Origin of the sequence: Winkia sp. UMB3158 (genome assembly GCF_030217145.1) — a bacterium.
Lineage (GTDB): Bacteria > Actinomycetota > Actinomycetes > Actinomycetales > Actinomycetaceae > Winkia > Winkia anitrata.
Genome location: NZ_JASONH010000008.1, coordinates 16738 through 32670, shown reverse-complemented (window position 1 = coordinate 32670; position 15933 = coordinate 16738). Strand labels below are relative to the sequence as shown.

Genomic DNA, 15933 nt, shown 5'->3' with positions numbered 1-15933 from the left:
CAGGTAGGGAAAGTGCGTCAACGAGCGAAGAACATTCTGCGGCCTAAAGCTACCCAAGAGCGGGCAAAAGCTGCCCCTACTGGAAAGGCCGGAAGGAATTTGCCTGCGGCGATTGGTGTGGGCGCTGCGCTCATTGGCGCACTTTTGCTTTCTTTGCTGCACCCGTTCCCACTTGCCGTGCTTATCATCCTCGCTGGCGCTTTAGGGCTTTACGAATTAGCTGGGGCATTTGCGCGATCAGATAGCGAGGTAATGTTGCCGCCCCTATGGGTCGGCATGGTGGGCATGGTCGTGTGCGCGTACTTTATTGGCCCTGAAGGGATGATGGGTGCCTATTTCGCTACTTTGTTGGCGCTGGTCTTGTGGCGCTCTGTTGAGTCACTTGATCAGTCAGCGATGCGGGACATCTTAGTCTCTGTCTTCGCTACAACTTATGTTCCATTCCTTGGAAGTTTTCTTGTTCTAATAGGGTCTTCGCCGCAAGGTACGTGGCCCGTTGCGTTAGCTGTGCTGTTGCCGGTGTGCTCCGATACGGGCGGATATGCGGCAGGAGTTAAGTGGGGGAAGACCCCAATGGCACCAAAGATCTCGCCGAAGAAGTCCTGGGAGGGATTCGCAGGATCGGTGGTAGCTGCGGTAGTGGCGGGAACCGTCGGCATGTGGTTGTTGGGTGCATCACCGCTCTGGGGAATCTTGCTCGGCGTTGCAGCTGCCACATTTGGCTCACTTGGCGATCTGGGTGAATCTCTGCTAAAACGGGACCTCGGTCTAAAAGACATGGGATGGCTCCTGCCCGGACACGGAGGTGTTATGGACAGGTTGGATTCCATTCTTTTGGCGACTCCAGTTTGCTATTTTATCTTCCGCGTTGCGTTTGGTTGGTGACATGAACATACAGGTTAGGCCTACGGATCAGGCGCCGGAGGGGGCTACCCACCCGGATGCTCGCCCAGTTCTCTCTTTTAAAGCCAAGCGCCGCGGTAAGGCACCAACCCACCTAGCTGATTTCGATCTGGCTGGTAGGAAGGCTGCTCTGAAGGAAGCAGGACTGCCTGCCTTTCGTGCCGACCAGCTGTCTAGGCATTTTTTCACTCACTTGACTACCAATCCGGCAGATATGTCAGATTTGCCCGCCGGGCAGCGGAGCCAGATCTGTGAGCTCCTGCTTCCGCGCCTTATCCAAGAGGCAGCTGCAATTAGGGCAGACGATGGTCGCACAGTGAAACATCTTTGGGAACTTTTTGATGGAGCCCGTGTTGAGTCTGTCCTGATGCGGTATCCGAGCAGGACAACGCTTTGTGTGTCTTCCCAAGCCGGTTGCGGCATGGCTTGCCCATTTTGCGCCACCGGTCAGATGGGGCTTACTAGGAATTTATCCACTGGCGAGATAATAGATCAGGTTCGCAGGGCTAGTCAGGCCGCACGTGATGGTGATCTTGCTGGGGGGCCAACTAGACTCACCAACGTTGTCTTCATGGGGATGGGAGAACCGTTGGCGAATTACAAGACGGTCGTGGGAGCGCTACACCGTCTTATCGATCCAGCACCGGAAGGGTTCGGGCTTTCTGCTCGCAACATTACTGTTTCTACCGTGGGGTTGGTCCCTGCGATTAAGAAGCTATCTAAAGAGGGCCTACCGGTAACACTGGCAGTTTCTTTACACGCTCCCGATGATGACTTGCGCGATGATCTTATTCCTATTAATTCCCGATGGAAAGTAGGTGAGTTGCTGGATGCGGCGCACCAATATTTCGAGGTAACTGGTAGACGCGTATCCATCGAATATGCGCTTATCAAGAACATGAATGATCATGCCTGGAGAGCGCAGTTACTCGCTGATGAACTGAATTCTCGCGGTAGCGGTTGGGCTCACGTTAACCCAATCCCATTGAATCCGACCCCCGGTTCTATCTGGACGGCCTCGACAAAGGCTGCCCAGCAAAAATTTGTAGATACTCTTAGAAGGAACGGTGTGGCCACAACTATTCGTGACACGCGCGGATCCGATATTGATGGGGCTTGCGGTCAGCTGGCCACAGCAGTGGAAAAGAAAATGAAGGAGCAGCAATGAGCGAGGTCTTTCCGAAAGCTAGATGGCCTAAGAAGGGCTACACCCAAAATGAGGTAGACAGCTTTTTTGAAAGAGCTCGGGCTGCCTACGAGGGCGGTATGCCGGCCGAGCAATTTAGTTCTCCCGAGGTTAGAGCAGTCCGGTTTTCTATGGTTCGTGGCGGATATGCTACCGAGGTCGTAGATGGGGCTCTGGATAGACTTGAAGCCGCCTTCGTGAAACGCGACCGAGCCGACCACGTGGCAGTAAACGGGCAACAAGCCTGGTTGGATCGGGTAGCTTCGAGGGCTACCACGCTTTACCCGCGCTTGCTGCGTCCGGCGGGGGAGCGCTTTGACCATCCTGCTTCTGGAAAGGGCTATGATGCCGAGCAGGTCGATCAGTTCCTAGATCGAATCGCTTCATTTTTTGACGATGGGGAAGTACTTACCGCCGATCAGATCAGGGGCGTCACCTTCAAGCATGCTCGCGGTACTAAAGCGTATGAAGAGGGCGTAGTAGACGCCTATCTGAATCGGGCTATTGAGATATTGCTGTCGGTAGAATGAAACAGATATCAATACTAGGCTCTACGGGCTCCATCGGTACGCAGGCTTTGGAGGTCATTAGGACCCATCCTGGTGAATTCGAAGTCATAGCGTTAGCCTGTGGCGGTTCTAATGTAGAGCTGTTGCGTAGGCAGATTGACGAGTTCAAACCTGCGTTTGTTGCAGTAGCTAACCCACTTGCGAAGGAAAAGCTGTCCGACATCTCGAATGTTGATTTCGGCGCTGAAGCAGTAGTTCGTGCGGCTAAGGCTGTTCCTAATGGAACGGTACTAAATGGGATAAATGGTGCCGTGGGATTGGAATCTACACTCGCTGCTCTGCAAAGTGGTGCGACGCTCGCACTGGCTAACAAAGAGTCGCTTGTGGTTGGCGGTTCGCTTGTGCGAGCGGCTATGGTGCGGCCGGGCCAGATTGTTCCGGTGGATTCTGAGCACTCCGCTATTGCCCAATCGCTGTCGGGTGGAGTCCATAACCGTGGTCTTACTAGCCAGAATCAGGATGGCCATTCAGAGGTTGACAAGCTCGTTCTTACCGCCTCCGGGGGTCCTTTTAGGGGGAAGAGCCGGGCTGAACTTTCGGCAGTAACCCCGCAGCAAGCGTTGAACCACCCTACGTGGGCAATGGGGCCGGTGGTAACTATTAATTCATCTACCCTGGTGAATAAGGCCCTCGAACTGATTGAGGCATATCTTCTTTTCGATATCGCGCCCGAGAATATTATTCCTGTAGTACACCCCCAGTCCATTGTGCATTCCATGGTCACCTTCAAAGACGGTGCGACATTGCTGCAAGCATCCCCTCCATCTATGAAGATTCCAATTGCCCTTGGCCTCACCTGGCCAAAGAGACTGGTAGAAGTGGCACCGGCGTTGCAGTGGGATAAAGCTAGTGCTTGGACCTTCGAGCCGATCGATAGTCAAACCTTCCCTGCTATAGATATTGCTCGGCAGGCTGTCGCAGCTTCCGCTGCCCACCCCGCGGTGTTTAACGCCGCGAATGAGGTATTGGTAGATGCTTTCTTGGCAGGACAGGTGCCCTACCTGGCGATAGTTGACACGGTGCAAAAGGTTGTAGCGGAATTTTCAGGAGTTGACGAGCCTGATCTAGCTCAGCTTCATGAAGCTGAAAATTGGGCGCGAACTAGAGCGAAACAACTACTGAACTGATATGTCTTTCTTGCTTGGCGTTCTTGTCGTAGTAATCGGGCTCATCGTCTCGGTTGCTCTACACGAGTGCGGACATATGCTGCCCGCAAAGAAATTTGGTGCGGCCGTCCCTAAATACATGGTCGGGTTTGGGCCCACCCTCTGGGCTAAACGAGTTGGTGGAACTGTCTACGGCATAAAGGCTATTTTGCTGGGCGGTTATGTGCGTATTGGAGGAATGTTCCCACCCGCTAGAGCCGATGAGGTAATTGGCTCCATTGACGGTGAACCCATTAGGGCTGCTGACTACGAACTGATGGATAGAAGCCGGCAGCAGGACGTACGCCTCACACTGGCCCAGGAGGCCCGTGAGGCTTCTGCCGCTGACCTGCTAGATCAGCATGGCCGCAAAGCCTTTTGGCAGTTGTCCGCCTCGAAAAAAATCGTGGTCATGTTTTCAGGCCCCCTGGTGAATCTATTGCTCGCCGTTGGCTGTGCGGTGGTTACATTGGCAGGCATAGGGGTTGCAGTGCCTGAAACTTCGCTGGCAAGTGTTGATAGCTGTAGTGATGCGTCCTGTCACCAAGCGGCTTTCAAAGGGGGCTTGAGATCAGGGGACAAGATAACCTCCATAGGCGGAGTCCCGACGAATTCATGGCAAGATATTACGCGGCAAATTAAGGCGCACAGTAGCCAGCTAACCCCGTTTGAAGTTATCCGAGACGGTCATACTAGAACTGTTAGAGTGACTATACCTAGTGATGGACCTATTGGCATTACCGCTGCGACAAGCAGGAAACGTCTGAGTGCCTCACAGGTAGCCCAGAGTGTGTGGCAACAGTTCACAGGAACCTTAGCGGTAATCGGGAAACTGCCAGTTCAGGTATTTGAAGTTAGCAAGTCAGTCTTTACTGGAGCTCCGCGCGATCCGAATGGCGTCGTTTCTGTGGTCGGCGTAGGACACATTGCCGGAGACGTAGCTTCCACGGCAAAAGTTACGTTAACGGACCGCATCGCTATGCTTATTTCCCTGTGGGGCGGAGTGAATATGGCTTTGTTCGCTTTCAACCTAATTCCACTACTTCCTCTTGATGGCGGGCACATTGCAGGAGCGCTGTGGGAAGGTGTGCGTAATTTTTTGGCACGTATGCGGGGGCAGAAAAAGCCGCAACCTGTTGATACTGCGCGCCTAATGCCACTTACGTACGGGGTATTTGGAGTTTTTCTTTTGCTTACCGTGCTTCTTGTTGTTGCAGATTTTGTGGTCCCGATTCAGCTTTCGTGATATGGCTCGCGGCGAAGCCGGGCGACAATTGAGCCTCAGTTGGGCATACTTATGTCTGTGAGTGAAGCTGTATCTTTAGGAATGCCAGAAGTTCGGAACGTTTTCCCCCGGAAGAAGACCCGTAAGGTCCGACTAGGTAATTTGTGGGTTGGTGGCGACGCTCCGGTCACGGTGCAGTCGATGTGCACTACTAAGACCACCGACATTGGCGGTACCTTGCAGCAAATCGCAGAGTTGACTGCTGCAGGATGCGATATTGTGCGAGTTGCCTGCCCGTCTGCGGATGACGCCGAAGCGCTTCCAATTATTGCGAAGAAGTCAAACATTCCGGTTATTGCCGATATCCATTTCCAGCCCAGGTACGTCTTTGCTGCTATCGAGGGCGGCTGTGCAGGGGTGCGTGTGAACCCGGGAAATATCCGCAAGTTTGACGATCAGATTGAAGATATTGTCAAGGCGGCTAGGGACCACGGGACGTCTCTGCGTATCGGAGTCAATGCAGGTTCTTTGCACCCGAAACTTTACAAGAAGTATGGAGGGGCTACTCCGGAAGCAATGGTGGAGTCCGCCGTCTGGGAAGCGTCGCTTTTTGAGCAGTATGATTTCCACGATTTTGCTATTTCTGTGAAGCACCACGATCCGGTCACAATGATTAAGACTTATGAGCTGCTGTCTTCGAAGGGGGACTGGCCGCTACATCTTGGAGTGACTGAAGCGGGTCCTGCTCTGCAGGGGACGGTTAAGTCCGCTACCGCTTTTGGTGCACTATTGCGCCAGGGCATTGGCGATACGATTCGCGTCTCCCTGTCTGCTCCTCCCGTTGAAGAGGTAAAGGTAGGGGTTGAAATCCTACAGTCTCTGGGTCTTCGTGACCGTACGCTCGAGATTGTCTCGTGTCCGTCGTGTGGGCGTGCCCAGGTGGATGTCTACACTTTGGCGAATGCCGTTACAGAGGGATTGAAAGATTTGAAGGTTCCGCTCCGAGTAGCGGTTATGGGATGTGTCGTCAACGGCCCGGGTGAAGCTCGTGAGGCTGATCTTGGCGTGGCTTCCGGCAATCAAAAGGGCAAGATCTTTATTAAGGGAAAGGTCGTCGAGACAGTCCCCGAGACCGATATTGTGCCTACACTGATCCGGTATGCCAACAAGCTTGCCGAAGACATGCCCGAGGGCGAAGGCGAAGGGGTTCAAGTCCTGGTATAGGACGAAGTAGCTATATCTGGGCCACGTCTACTAAAGTTGTAGGCGTGTTAGCTCAGATGTCATCGTATTTCGTACGAACCTTACGTGAAGACCCGGCCGACGCCGAGGTCGCAAGCCATAAGCTGTTAGTCCGCGCGGGCTATATCCGCAGGGTAGCCCCGGGGGTTTATACGTGGCTTCCTTTGGGGATTCGTGTGCTTCGTAAGCTAGAAGCGATTGTGCGCGAAGAGATGGAACGGGCGGGTGCCCAGGAAGTCTTGTTCCCTGCCCTGCTGCCGAAAGAGCCTTATGAGGCTACCGGCAGGTGGGAAGAATATGGCCCGAACCTGTTTAGGCTGAATGATCGCAAGGGCGCGGACATGCTGCTTGCTCCGACTCACGAGGAAATGTTCACCTTGATGGTGAAGGACATGTACTCCTCCTACAAGGACTTGCCGGCTACTCTGTACCAGATCCAGACGAAATATCGTGACGAAGCTCGTCCTCGTGCTGGTCTGATTCGCGGCCGAGAATTTGTCATGAAGGACGCGTACAGCTTTGACATTGATGATGAGGGGCTAGAGAAGTCTTACGAGTCTATGCGTAAGGCGTATCAGCGGATTTTTGAACGCGTGAATCTGCCGTATGTAATTTGTTCGGCCATGTCGGGCCCTATGGGAGGCTCTCGTAGCGAGGAATTCTTGTTCCCCTGCGAAATTGGCGAGGATACGTTTGTGCGTTCTGCAGGTGGTTTTGCCGCCAATGTTGAGGCGGTCACGACCCCTCGGCCGGAGCCAATTACTGAACAGTCTCCTGCTGCACACTTGGAGGAAACTCCGGGTGCCGGCACCATCGCAGCATTAGTCGATTATTCTAATGCTCATTACCGTCGCGATGACCGCGACTGGGATGCGGCGGATACACTGAAATCCGTGGCGCTAACGGCAGTGCATCCCGACGGTCACCGCGAAGTCATTGTGATCGGTATACCTGGTGACCGAGAGGTGGACATTCGTCGCGTTGAGGCTGCTCTATCGCCTGCGGAAATTGAGTTCGCTAACGAGCAGGATCTGGCTGCTTTCCCGGGGTTAGTTCCCGGCTATATCGGGCCATCGGTGTGCGGCCCTAACGCGCCGAAGGATGCCGAGGGCAATTCCACTGGTCCGAAATACTTGTTGGATCCGCATGTCGCGGAAGGCTCCGCGTGGATTACTGGTGGTAATAAGGCCGGCTATCACTATTACGACTTTGTATATGGTCGTGATTTCGTTGCAGACGGCTTTATTGAGGCATCTGAGGTCAGAGAGGGCGACCAGGCACCGGATGGATCTGGCCCACTGGAGTTGGCCCGTGGTATCGAAATTGGACATATTTTCCAGCTAGGGCGCAAGTACGCCAAGGCACTGGACCTGAAAGTTCTGGATCAGAACGGTAAGGCTCAGGTCGTGACCATGGGCTCTTACGGGATCGGTGTTTCTCGTGTGCTGGCAGCTCTGGCAGAAGTTGGACATGACGATGCTGGGTTGATCTGGCATCCCGCGATTGCACCATTTGATGTGCACGTATTGGCTACTGGCAAACACGCAGGAGTATTTGAAGCCGCTGCAAACTTGGCCGAAGGATTGCATGGTTGCGGTCTAGACGTCATTTATGACGACCGGCAGAAGGTCTCGGCGGGCGTCAAGTTCAAGGATTCGGAACTGATCGGCGTGCCGTATTCGATTGTCGTCGGACGAGACTTCGAAAAAGAAGGCGTAGTGGAACTGCGCAATAGAGCAACTGGTGAGCGTACCCAGCTGCCTTATGAAGACGCCGTGGACAAAATCGCCTACACGATTATTTCCGCTAAGGAGGACTAGTGGCACTTCGAGACATTAGGGTTGTTGGTGACCCTATCTTGCGCACTGAGTGCGAGACGATTACTGATATTGATGACTCGATCAAGGAACTCGTCGAGGACCTTTTAGAGACCGTTGATATGGATGGCCGCGCTGGCCTCGCCGCTAACCAAATTGGTGTGGGCGTGCGCGCTTTCAGCTGGAATATTGATGGCGAGATCGGTTACATCTTGAATCCGAAGATTGTGGAATTGTCCGAGGACGAATATCAAGATGGCGACGAAGGCTGTTTGTCGGTGCCCGGACTCTGGTTCCCAACGGAGCGCGCCTGGTACGCCAGGGCAGAGGGTATTGATCTTGATGGCAAGAAGGTTGTAGTCGAGGGCGAAGAACTAATGGGCCGTTGCATTCAGCACGAGTGCGACCACCTGGATGGGCATCTGTACTTGGATCGGTTGTCTAAGAAATACCGGCGGAAAGCGATGAAGGAACTTCGCGAGCAGGGGCTCTAAGAAGTTTTCGGGCCGGCACGCTGCTAACGGCGTGCCGGCTTGTTATTTCGTATAGGTGTGGTGTTCAATAGTTTTGCACACCGCCGAATGGATCACCCTGAGGTCGTAGGGGAAGACGTCCCTCAGTATTATGGAGGTCCAAAATGAATGGAACGTTCTCGCGCGGTGTACTTTTCGTGCATTCAGCCCCGCGTGCACTCTGCCCTCACGTGGAGTGGATTGTCTCCGACGTGTTGGGGACAAAAGTATCCATGGATTGGACAGAACAGCCCGCACAAGAGGGCACTTTCCGTGCTGAATTCAGCTGGGCGGGGAAGTCTGGCACCGGTGTCCAACTCGCGTCTGCTCTGCGCGGGTGGGAGCATTTGCGATACGAGGTGACTGAGGACGCTTCTGCTGGAGCAGATGGAGGTCGTTGGTCGCATACTCCGTCCCTCGGAATATTCCATGCACAAACTGACGTCGCCGGGAATGTTGTTGTACCCGAGAACAGGATTAGAGCGGCGCTGGAAGAGGCAGGGGGAGATGCTACTTTGCTCCAGGAGAAACTTGACGTCGCATTAGGCGTAGCGTGGGACGAAGAGCTGGAGCCATTCCGGTATGCAGGATCTGGAGCCCCCGTCCGCTGGTTGCATAGGGTGGGGTAATGGCACTAGATGCAGAGGCTTTAGCTAAACTCGCGGCACTACAGGACGAAGACTTCAGTGAATCCGGCGAGGGTGGTAGCGGGCGAACTACTTCTCACAGTGAAGAACTGCGAACCCAAGTTCGCCAGGCGTTGGCCGGGGAAGTGGGGCATGTTGTCGAAGAGGACGACACCTTAGAATCTCTTGGTCTTACTGACCTTCAGCTCTGGGCCGTTGTGGCGAGAGTAGAAGATGAAGGCTATGTAGCCATGGATAAAGATGTAGATAGCGCGAAGAGCGTTGCTGATCTGATCGGAGCTTTCGCCAGTAATCAAAAGTAGTTCGGCTCCTCAGTTTCCGACAGTTAGTAGCTATTCTTTGCAAAGGTTCGCGAAAGCACGAATTCCTATGGCTCTATCTTGATGGCAATACTGGCGTCTAGATTTTAACGTTTAAGAAGCGAGTCCAGCTTCGTACCGCGGCGCGAATACGCAGCCACTTAGGACACGGCATTTGGGCAAAAATTTGGGGGATGTTCCGCGGAACATCCCCCAAATTGTCTTTGCCGTTAGGCTACCGAGTCATCGGAATCGTCAACTCGATGCGAGGTCGCATTGACGTTCATCAGGTCATACTTTTCAATGGCCTGACGGATTAGGTCGCGTTCGATCATTCCGTCGTCAGCCATTGCCTGTAGGGCCCGAACTACGATCGATTCCGCGTCGATCAGGAAGTGCCTACGAGCGGCTGGGCGAGTGTCGGAGAAGCCGAAACCGTCTGCACCGAGGGTGTAGTACCTTCCGGGAATCCATTCGCGCAACAGATCCGGGAGCATGTGGTCGAAATCGGTGGACGCGACGAATGGGCCACCGGTATTTTCGAGCTTCTGTGTCACGTAGGGCTTGGTGTAGTGATCCGGATCCAGGTAGTTCTTCCGGTTAGCTTCCATGCCATCTCGGCGGAGTTCACCCCATGAGGTGACTGACCACACGTTGGCACCGATGCCCCAGTCGTTCAGCAGTAGTTCGCGAGCATGCCGGGCCCATGGCACGGCAACGCCAGAAGCCATCAGGTTGACGGTGGGACGATCTTCCGGTGCCTCATCCACCTTGTAAATGCCGCGGAGAATGCCTTCGACGTCCACGTTTTCCGGCTCGGCAGGCTGCACAATCGGCTCGTTGTACACGGTTAGGTAGTACATTACGTTTGGATCGCGGTCGCCGGGATCTCCGTACATACGCTGCAGGCCATCGCGGAAGATGTGCCCGATTTCGTAGGCGTAGGCGGGATCGTAGTGGACAAAGGCGGGGTTGGTTGCAGCAATGACGGGCGAATGACCGTCCATGTGCTGAGTTCCCTCGCCAGTTAGGGTGGTGCGACCGGCAGTAGCGCCAATCACAAATCCGCGTGCTAGCTGGTCGCCCGCTGCCCAGAACTGGTCGCCAGTACGCTGGAATCCGAACATCGAGTAGAAGATGTAGAACGGAATCATCGGAACGTTATGGGTTGCATACGATGTACCAACGACCTGCATTAGTGCAGCAGAACCGGCTTCGTTAATGCCGGTGTGCATTAGTCGACCCTGAGCGGATTCCTTGTATGACAGCATCAGGTCGTGATCTACCGCCGTGTAGTTCTGGCCGTGAACGTTGAAGATCTTTGCGGTCGGGAACATAGCGTCGAGGCCGAAGGTACGTGCTTCATCCGGAATAATCGGAACGAAGCGGTTACCGATGTTCTTGTCGCGCATGAGCTCTTTGAGGAGGCGTACCAGCGCCATGGTGGTAGCAACCTTCTGCTTCCCAGAGCCCTTGGTCATCATCTTGTAGGCTTTATCGCCGGGAAGCTCAAGGTGCGGATCTTCGTGGTGGCGCGAGGGTAGGTATCCGCCTAGGGCCTCGCGACGTTCGAGCATGTACCGAAGAGCTGGATCGTCCTTGTCAGGCATGTAGTACGGAGGCTTGTACGGATCCTTCTCTAGTTCCTCATCAGTGATCGGGATCTGTAGCCTGTCGCGCAGTGCCTTCTGATCCTCAAGGGTAAGCTTCTTCATCTGGTGAGTTGCGTTTCGCCCAGCAAAGTGTTCCCCGAGTGCATAGCCCTTAATCGTATGGGCCAAAATCACGGTAGGACGGCCCTTGTGCTTCAGAGCAGCATCGTAGGCGGCATATACCTTGCGGTAGTCGTGGCCACCGCGGCGAAGATCCCAAATCTGCTCGTCAGTCCAGTTCTTTACCAATTCCTTCGTACGTGGGTCGCGACCGAAGAAGTGCTCGCGCACGTAGGCGCCGTCATTGGCCTTAAGAGTCTGGTAATCACCGTCACGTACCTCGTCCATCAGGTGTACGAGCGCGTGGTCCTTGTCTGCTGCGAGCAATCCGTCCCAGCCACGGCCCCAGATTACCTTGATTACGTTCCAGCCGGCTCCCTTGAAGAAGGATTCCAGCTCCTGAATGATCTTGCCATTGCCGCGGACGGGGCCGTCTAGTCGCTGCAGGTTGCAGTTGACAACAAAGGTGAGGTTGTCGAGGTTCTGGGCGGCGGCGGTCTGGAGCATGCCCCTAGATTCCGGTTCGTCCATTTCACCGTCACCAAGGAACGCCCAGGTGTGCTGCTCAGAGGTGTCCTTGATGCCATTTAGGTGCAGGTACTTGTCGAACCAAGCTTGGTAGATTGCTTCTGCAGGTCCTAATCCCATGGACACGGTTGGGTACTCCCAAAGATCGGGACGTTGCCTTGGGTGGGGGTAGGACGGCAGTCCCGAGGGCGTGGAAACCTCCTGGCGGAAGCCGTCCATTTCTTCTTCACTGATGCGGCCTTCAAGGAATGCGCGCGCATAGATGCCGGGGGAGGCATGACCCTGGAAGAAGATGTGGTCGCCTCCGCCGGGATGGGACTTACCTCGGAAGAAATGGTTAAAGCCGACCTCATACAGGGTGGACACAGAAGCGTAGGACGAAATGTGGCCGCCGACGCCAATGCCTGGGCGCTGTGCCCTGGTCACCTGTACTGCCGCGTTCCAGCGAATCCAGCGACGGTATGCGCGTTCAGTGTTTTCGTCGCCTGGGAAGTAGGGTTCGTTCTGCGCTGGAATAGTGTTGATGTATGGGGTGGTGAAGGATGCGGGAACCGACACGTTCTTGCGGCGTGCTGCATTCAGCATTGCAAGCATGACATACCGCGTGCGGTTTGCACCCCGCTCCTCGATCAGATCATCTAGTGATTCAATCCACTCGCTTGTTTCTTCAGGATCGTTGTCAGGGATCTGTACTAACAAACCGTCAACAAGCGGGCTCGACTGGTTCTGTTCGGGCACGTCATCTCTTTCCTCTAAAAGGACACCCCGAGGAGGCGTCCTTGCCGGATAGGGGCACAAAAGTCCCTCGTTCACTTTGAATTGTGCCATAAGTCCCGGAAAAGTTCGGCCGGAAGGATGATATTCGTGTCCCAAGTGGGGGTGAGATGTCCCATTGGGGGGCGTGACAATGTAAAGTGAACACAGACACGTACCCGTTTTATTGTTTCAAGGAGAAAAAGGTGTCCCAGAAGTCGGCTGTAAAGCCGCTCGATTTCAAAGACGGTCAGATTGTCCAAGAGTTTCTTTGGGATCAAGATGTCGACGAGGCGCTGCGTGAAGCAGTTGCTGAGCAAACTGGCAATGAATTAGTAGATGAGGATTATGCGGACCTCGTCGATGGGGCCATTATTTGGTGGCGCGAGGACGACGGTGAAGTAGACGACTTGACCGATTGTTTGGTGGATGCCACTCAAAATTTTGCCGGACCTGGAGTAGTGTGGGTAATCACACCTAAGTCTGCTCTGCCGGGCCACGTATCTCCGTTTACCATTGAAAGCGCAGCTCAGGTGGCAGGTCTGCACGCTACCTCCTCAGTGGTGGTGGCTCCGGATTGGGCAGGAATTAGGGTTCAGACCCGCGATCGAGCATAAGTGGATTTTCCTTTTGAGGCCACAGTAAGTTATTGTTGTGGCTCCAGGGCCTATAGCTCAGTTGGCTAGAGCGCCACGTTTACACCGTGGATGTCGGGGGTTCGAGTCCCTCTGGGCCCACAGTAAGAATGAAGAGTCTCGGTGCAGCCGAGGCTCTTCATTTTTGTTTACATAGATTTCTGCCGTCGTATTTGGCAGGGCGTAGGCAGCTAGCAGTGGTCGAAGCGCGGACTCGTGCGTTAGTCGGAAGGCCGACGAACTAGGGTGAAACTATGACACTGACAGTAAACGTTCTTCCTCAGGTCCGCACTCTTCCGCGCTATCAGCCTGGGAAGAAGGCGCCGGGGCAAGACCCGGTGAAGCTTTCTTCCAACGAGAACCCATACTTGCCCGAACAGCTGGTGGTTCACGCTGGAAAAGAAGCGGTGGAATCGGTAAATCGATACCCGGATATGTTCTGTACTAGCCTCCGCGAGGTGATTGCAAAGCACCACGAAGTGTCTGCATCTCAGATTCTTTGCGGGACTGGACTTTCAGCTTTACTTGTTCATTGTCTAGCCGCTGTGGCAGGACCGGGAGACGAAGTAGTGTACCCGTGGCGCTCGTTTGAGTCCTATCCGATAGCCACCGCTACTGTGGGAGCTACGGCCGTGCCGGTTCCTTTGGTGGAGGGCAGGCACGATTTAGATGCAATGGCCGCGGCTCTCTCGGAGCGCACGAAAGCGGTTATAATCTGCAACCCGAATAATCCAACAGGTGCGGCTATAGCCTTACCGGAGCTAATGGATTTCATTGAAAGAATAGACCCCACTGTTCTGGTTCTAGTAGATGAGGCCTATATCGATTTTGCTGATGATTCCTATTCGAGCATCGTTGGCTCGCTTAAGAGATTCCCGAATGTGGTCGTTGGCAGAACTTTTTCAAAGGCGTATGCATTAGCCGGTGCTCGCGTTGGGTATTTGGTAGGTGACGAAGAGCTTCTAGGGGCTATCTCGGCGGTTGCTACACCATTTGGTGTATCAGCGCCCGCGCAGGCGCTTGCTGAGGCAGCTATGGCTAATCAGAAGGTAGTTGCCCAATCTGTAGAAAAGATCCGAGGCGAGAGGGACAGGATCTTGAAGGTGCTGGCCACATTCGGGGTATCGGGGCAGTCTCAGGCCAACTTCATTTGGTTACCTAAGGAAGTTCTTCGTGATGAGACTTTTACTGCTGCTGACCAATGTTTGGAGCGTGGGGTAGCGCTGCGTCCGTTCCCGGAGGGACTGCGGGTTTCTGTTGGCTTACCGGAAGAAAACGACCGTTTTCTGGCTCTGGTTGGCGATCTCCTAGTCTGACTGGGCTTCCAGGGAACGCATCGATACGAACTTTCTTGTATCGGGCTCGGAGAGTTGCATTAGGGCAATAGTCAGTAGGCCCACGTGCAGGACGATTACAGCAAAGTTTGCTTTCCAGGCCAGGAAGTAGCCTACTGAGAACATAACGAGCTGGGCCAAAATAACAGCCATCAGTAGAAGGCGGGCAAGGCCCGATCCGTTCATCATTCGCCAACAGAGCAGGAATTCGACGAGCAGTAGCACCACCATGACCCCTGCACCAGCTGTAGCCAGCATGGGGGCTGCCTCGTGAATTTCTGAGACAGGTAGTTTGTCTAGAATCTGATTTGCAACTGCAGCGTGCACATAGTGGTCCCAGTGCCACAGAGTCCAGGCAAAGGTAAGAATCCCTATCGCGGCTGAGGCAAGTACAGTCAGCACCCCTAAAAATGCTGATAGCGGCCGGGTCTTGGCGAGGTCTTTCGTGAGTCTGGACGCATCGCCGATGGAGTGCTTTCCATGGAGTTTGAAGGCCTCCATAAACGAGGAATCCGTGTCTGCTCCGGCTGCTTCCTGGGCCTTCATGTTTTCGAGAGTTTTTCGGGCGCGTTCCCGGTCTATGTCTTCGGCTTCGATTTCACGCAGATCCATAATGGGGAGGTTCCCGTCGGTTTTTATTTGGTCTCCGCCGCCATTTCTAGAATGGTAGCCGGTTGAGAAGTCTTCAAGTACATCAACCTGGGCGTTCGGATTAGCCTCCGTGACCGTATCTACGATGTGGTCGCGTTCGATGTCAGTGTCTTCGTCGATCTTGTGCGTCACCTGCAGGGTGAAGATAGATAGACCCACGGCTTTGTCGAATGTACCTCCGGCTAGCCAATCGACTTTTTTACCACCGGGCAGCAACCAGTCTTTCGGAGTCGCCCAGAAGCGCACGTGATGGCGGGCCTTCGGGTTGCCGTCTACCTCTTGCTGGTAGGCAAAATCTTGTTTTCGTTCGAACAGATGGAGGGGGGAAATGGGGGCTTCCGGGTAGGACTTGCGCGTCAGTGTTGATTGAACCATCTTCCAAGCCGAGGTGGCCGTGATCGGGTCAGCCAGAGTCCATCCGGCTTTTCGCATCGCGGCGTGAATCTGTTGAGCGGATCCGTGAGCCGCCAGGTTGATTGGGTCACCTAATAGGCCGTCAGAGGTTTTTGCCCGCCCAATAAAATAATTTGGCACGTAGATATCTGTGAGGATGGAGTGTAGCCGCGGCAGCGTTAGGTAGGAGGCGACGCCCCATATAAGGAGGGCGAGCAGAATGGCCCACCAACCTCGTGACCACACCTCTATCAGCAGAAATATGTTGAGCCACAGTCCGGCCAGGAAGGCAAGAATGAAGAAGACTTTATCGATCAAGCCTGCCTTGGTGTGCTTGAGTCGGAAATTGCGGACGCGTTGCTTACCTTTAGACACTCCTTGA

14 protein-coding genes and 1 tRNA gene are annotated in these 15933 nt (G+C 54.3%); 13 read left to right on the top strand and 2 right to left on the bottom strand.

Annotated elements, in window-relative coordinates:
- Positions 1-12: 12 nt before the first annotated feature.
- The 10 genes from QP400_RS09220 (at position 13) to QP400_RS09175 (ending at position 9548) form a co-directional block, all read left to right on the top strand.
- Complete coding sequence (locus QP400_RS09220; RefSeq protein WP_285462650.1) at positions 13-885, top strand: phosphatidate cytidylyltransferase; 873 nt, start codon at positions 13-15, stop codon at positions 883-885.
- 1 nt (position 886) lies between these two features.
- Positions 887-2071: a dual-specificity RNA methyltransferase RlmN gene (rlmN, locus tag QP400_RS09215; RefSeq protein ID WP_004806290.1), complete on the top strand. Its 1185-nt coding sequence runs from the start codon at positions 887-889 to the stop codon at positions 2069-2071.
- On the top strand, positions 2068-2619 hold the full coding sequence (locus tag QP400_RS09210; protein ID WP_004806292.1) for a DivIVA domain-containing protein: 552 nt from the start codon (positions 2068-2070) through the stop codon (positions 2617-2619). The genes rlmN and QP400_RS09210 overlap by 4 nt, the downstream gene beginning before the upstream one ends.
- A complete protein-coding gene (dxr, locus tag QP400_RS09205; RefSeq protein WP_048707026.1) occupies positions 2616-3785 on the top strand; it encodes a 1-deoxy-D-xylulose-5-phosphate reductoisomerase in 1170 nt (389 codons plus the stop codon). Before QP400_RS09210 ends, dxr begins: the two co-directional genes overlap by 4 nt.
- 1 nt (position 3786) lies before the next feature.
- The gene (locus tag QP400_RS09200; protein WP_004806301.1) at positions 3787-5049 is read left to right on the top strand and encodes a M50 family metallopeptidase; all 1263 of its coding nucleotides are present in this window, start codon (positions 3787-3789) and stop codon (positions 5047-5049) included.
- Between the two features lie 51 nt (positions 5050-5100).
- Positions 5101-6252 (top strand): flavodoxin-dependent (E)-4-hydroxy-3-methylbut-2-enyl-diphosphate synthase, encoded by a 1152-nt coding sequence (gene ispG, locus QP400_RS09195; RefSeq protein ID WP_004806302.1) that lies wholly within the window; start codon positions 5101-5103, stop codon positions 6250-6252.
- 56 nt (positions 6253-6308) lie between these two features.
- Positions 6309-8090 carry a proline--tRNA ligase gene (locus QP400_RS09190; protein WP_004806303.1) on the top strand — a complete coding sequence of 594 codons (1782 nt, stop codon included), beginning with the start codon at positions 6309-6311 and terminating at the stop codon, positions 8088-8090.
- Positions 8090-8581, top strand: coding sequence for a peptide deformylase (gene def / locus QP400_RS09185; RefSeq protein ID WP_004806305.1), 492 nt, complete (start codon positions 8090-8092; stop codon positions 8579-8581). The genes QP400_RS09190 and def overlap by 1 nt, the downstream gene beginning before the upstream one ends.
- Positions 8582-8724: 143 nt before the next feature.
- Entirely contained in the window at positions 8725-9228 is a 504-nt protein-coding gene (locus QP400_RS09180; protein WP_285462649.1) for a DUF3145 domain-containing protein, read from the top strand.
- Entirely contained in the window at positions 9228-9548 is a 321-nt protein-coding gene (locus tag QP400_RS09175) for a hypothetical protein (protein WP_004806307.1), read from the top strand. Before QP400_RS09180 ends, QP400_RS09175 begins: the two co-directional genes overlap by 1 nt.
- A gap of 227 nt (positions 9549-9775) precedes the next feature.
- Here QP400_RS09175 and aceE read toward each other — a convergent pair whose 3' ends face one another.
- On the bottom strand, positions 9776-12523 hold the full coding sequence (gene aceE / locus QP400_RS09170) for a pyruvate dehydrogenase (acetyl-transferring), homodimeric type (RefSeq protein WP_004806308.1): 2748 nt from the start codon (positions 12521-12523) through the stop codon (positions 9776-9778).
- A 221-nt stretch (positions 12524-12744) separates the two neighbouring features.
- Here aceE and QP400_RS09165 point away from each other — a divergent pair, with 221 nt between their 5' ends.
- The 3 genes from QP400_RS09165 (at position 12745) to hisC (ending at position 14489) form a co-directional block, all read left to right on the top strand.
- The gene (locus QP400_RS09165) at positions 12745-13155 is read left to right on the top strand and encodes a DUF3052 domain-containing protein (RefSeq protein ID WP_004806309.1); all 411 of its coding nucleotides are present in this window, start codon (positions 12745-12747) and stop codon (positions 13153-13155) included.
- Positions 13156-13201: 46 nt separating this feature from the next.
- Positions 13202-13275: transfer RNA gene (locus tag QP400_RS09160), tRNA-Val, on the top strand.
- 152 nt (positions 13276-13427) lie between these two features.
- Positions 13428-14489 (top strand): histidinol-phosphate transaminase, encoded by a 1062-nt coding sequence (gene hisC, locus QP400_RS09155; RefSeq protein WP_004806311.1) that lies wholly within the window; start codon positions 13428-13430, stop codon positions 14487-14489.
- On the opposite strand, the gene QP400_RS09150 is transcribed toward hisC, so the two are convergent.
- Positions 14481-15926 carry an LssY C-terminal domain-containing protein gene (locus tag QP400_RS09150; RefSeq protein ID WP_004806313.1) on the bottom strand — a complete coding sequence of 482 codons (1446 nt, stop codon included), beginning with the start codon at positions 15924-15926 and terminating at the stop codon, positions 14481-14483. The genes hisC and QP400_RS09150 overlap by 9 nt on opposite strands.
- Positions 15927-15933 lie beyond the last annotated feature (7 nt).

Coding starts and splice junctions, on each gene's coding strand:
- rlmN (WP_004806290.1), top strand. CDS start 887: ATGAACATACAGGTTAGGCCTACGGATCAGGCGCCGGAGGGGGCTACC.
- QP400_RS09210 (WP_004806292.1), top strand. CDS start 2,068: ATGAGCGAGGTCTTTCCGAAAGCTAGATGGCCTAAGAAGGGCTACACC.
- dxr (WP_048707026.1), top strand. CDS start 2,616: ATGAAACAGATATCAATACTAGGCTCTACGGGCTCCATCGGTACGCAG.
- QP400_RS09200 (WP_004806301.1), top strand. CDS start 3,787: ATGTCTTTCTTGCTTGGCGTTCTTGTCGTAGTAATCGGGCTCATCGTC.
- ispG (WP_004806302.1), top strand. CDS start 5,101: ATGTCTGTGAGTGAAGCTGTATCTTTAGGAATGCCAGAAGTTCGGAAC.
- QP400_RS09190 (WP_004806303.1), top strand. CDS start 6,309: ATGTCATCGTATTTCGTACGAACCTTACGTGAAGACCCGGCCGACGCC.
- QP400_RS09180 (WP_285462649.1), top strand. CDS start 8,725: ATGAATGGAACGTTCTCGCGCGGTGTACTTTTCGTGCATTCAGCCCCG.
- QP400_RS09175 (WP_004806307.1), top strand. CDS start 9,228: ATGGCACTAGATGCAGAGGCTTTAGCTAAACTCGCGGCACTACAGGAC.
- hisC (WP_004806311.1), top strand. CDS start 13,428: ATGACACTGACAGTAAACGTTCTTCCTCAGGTCCGCACTCTTCCGCGC.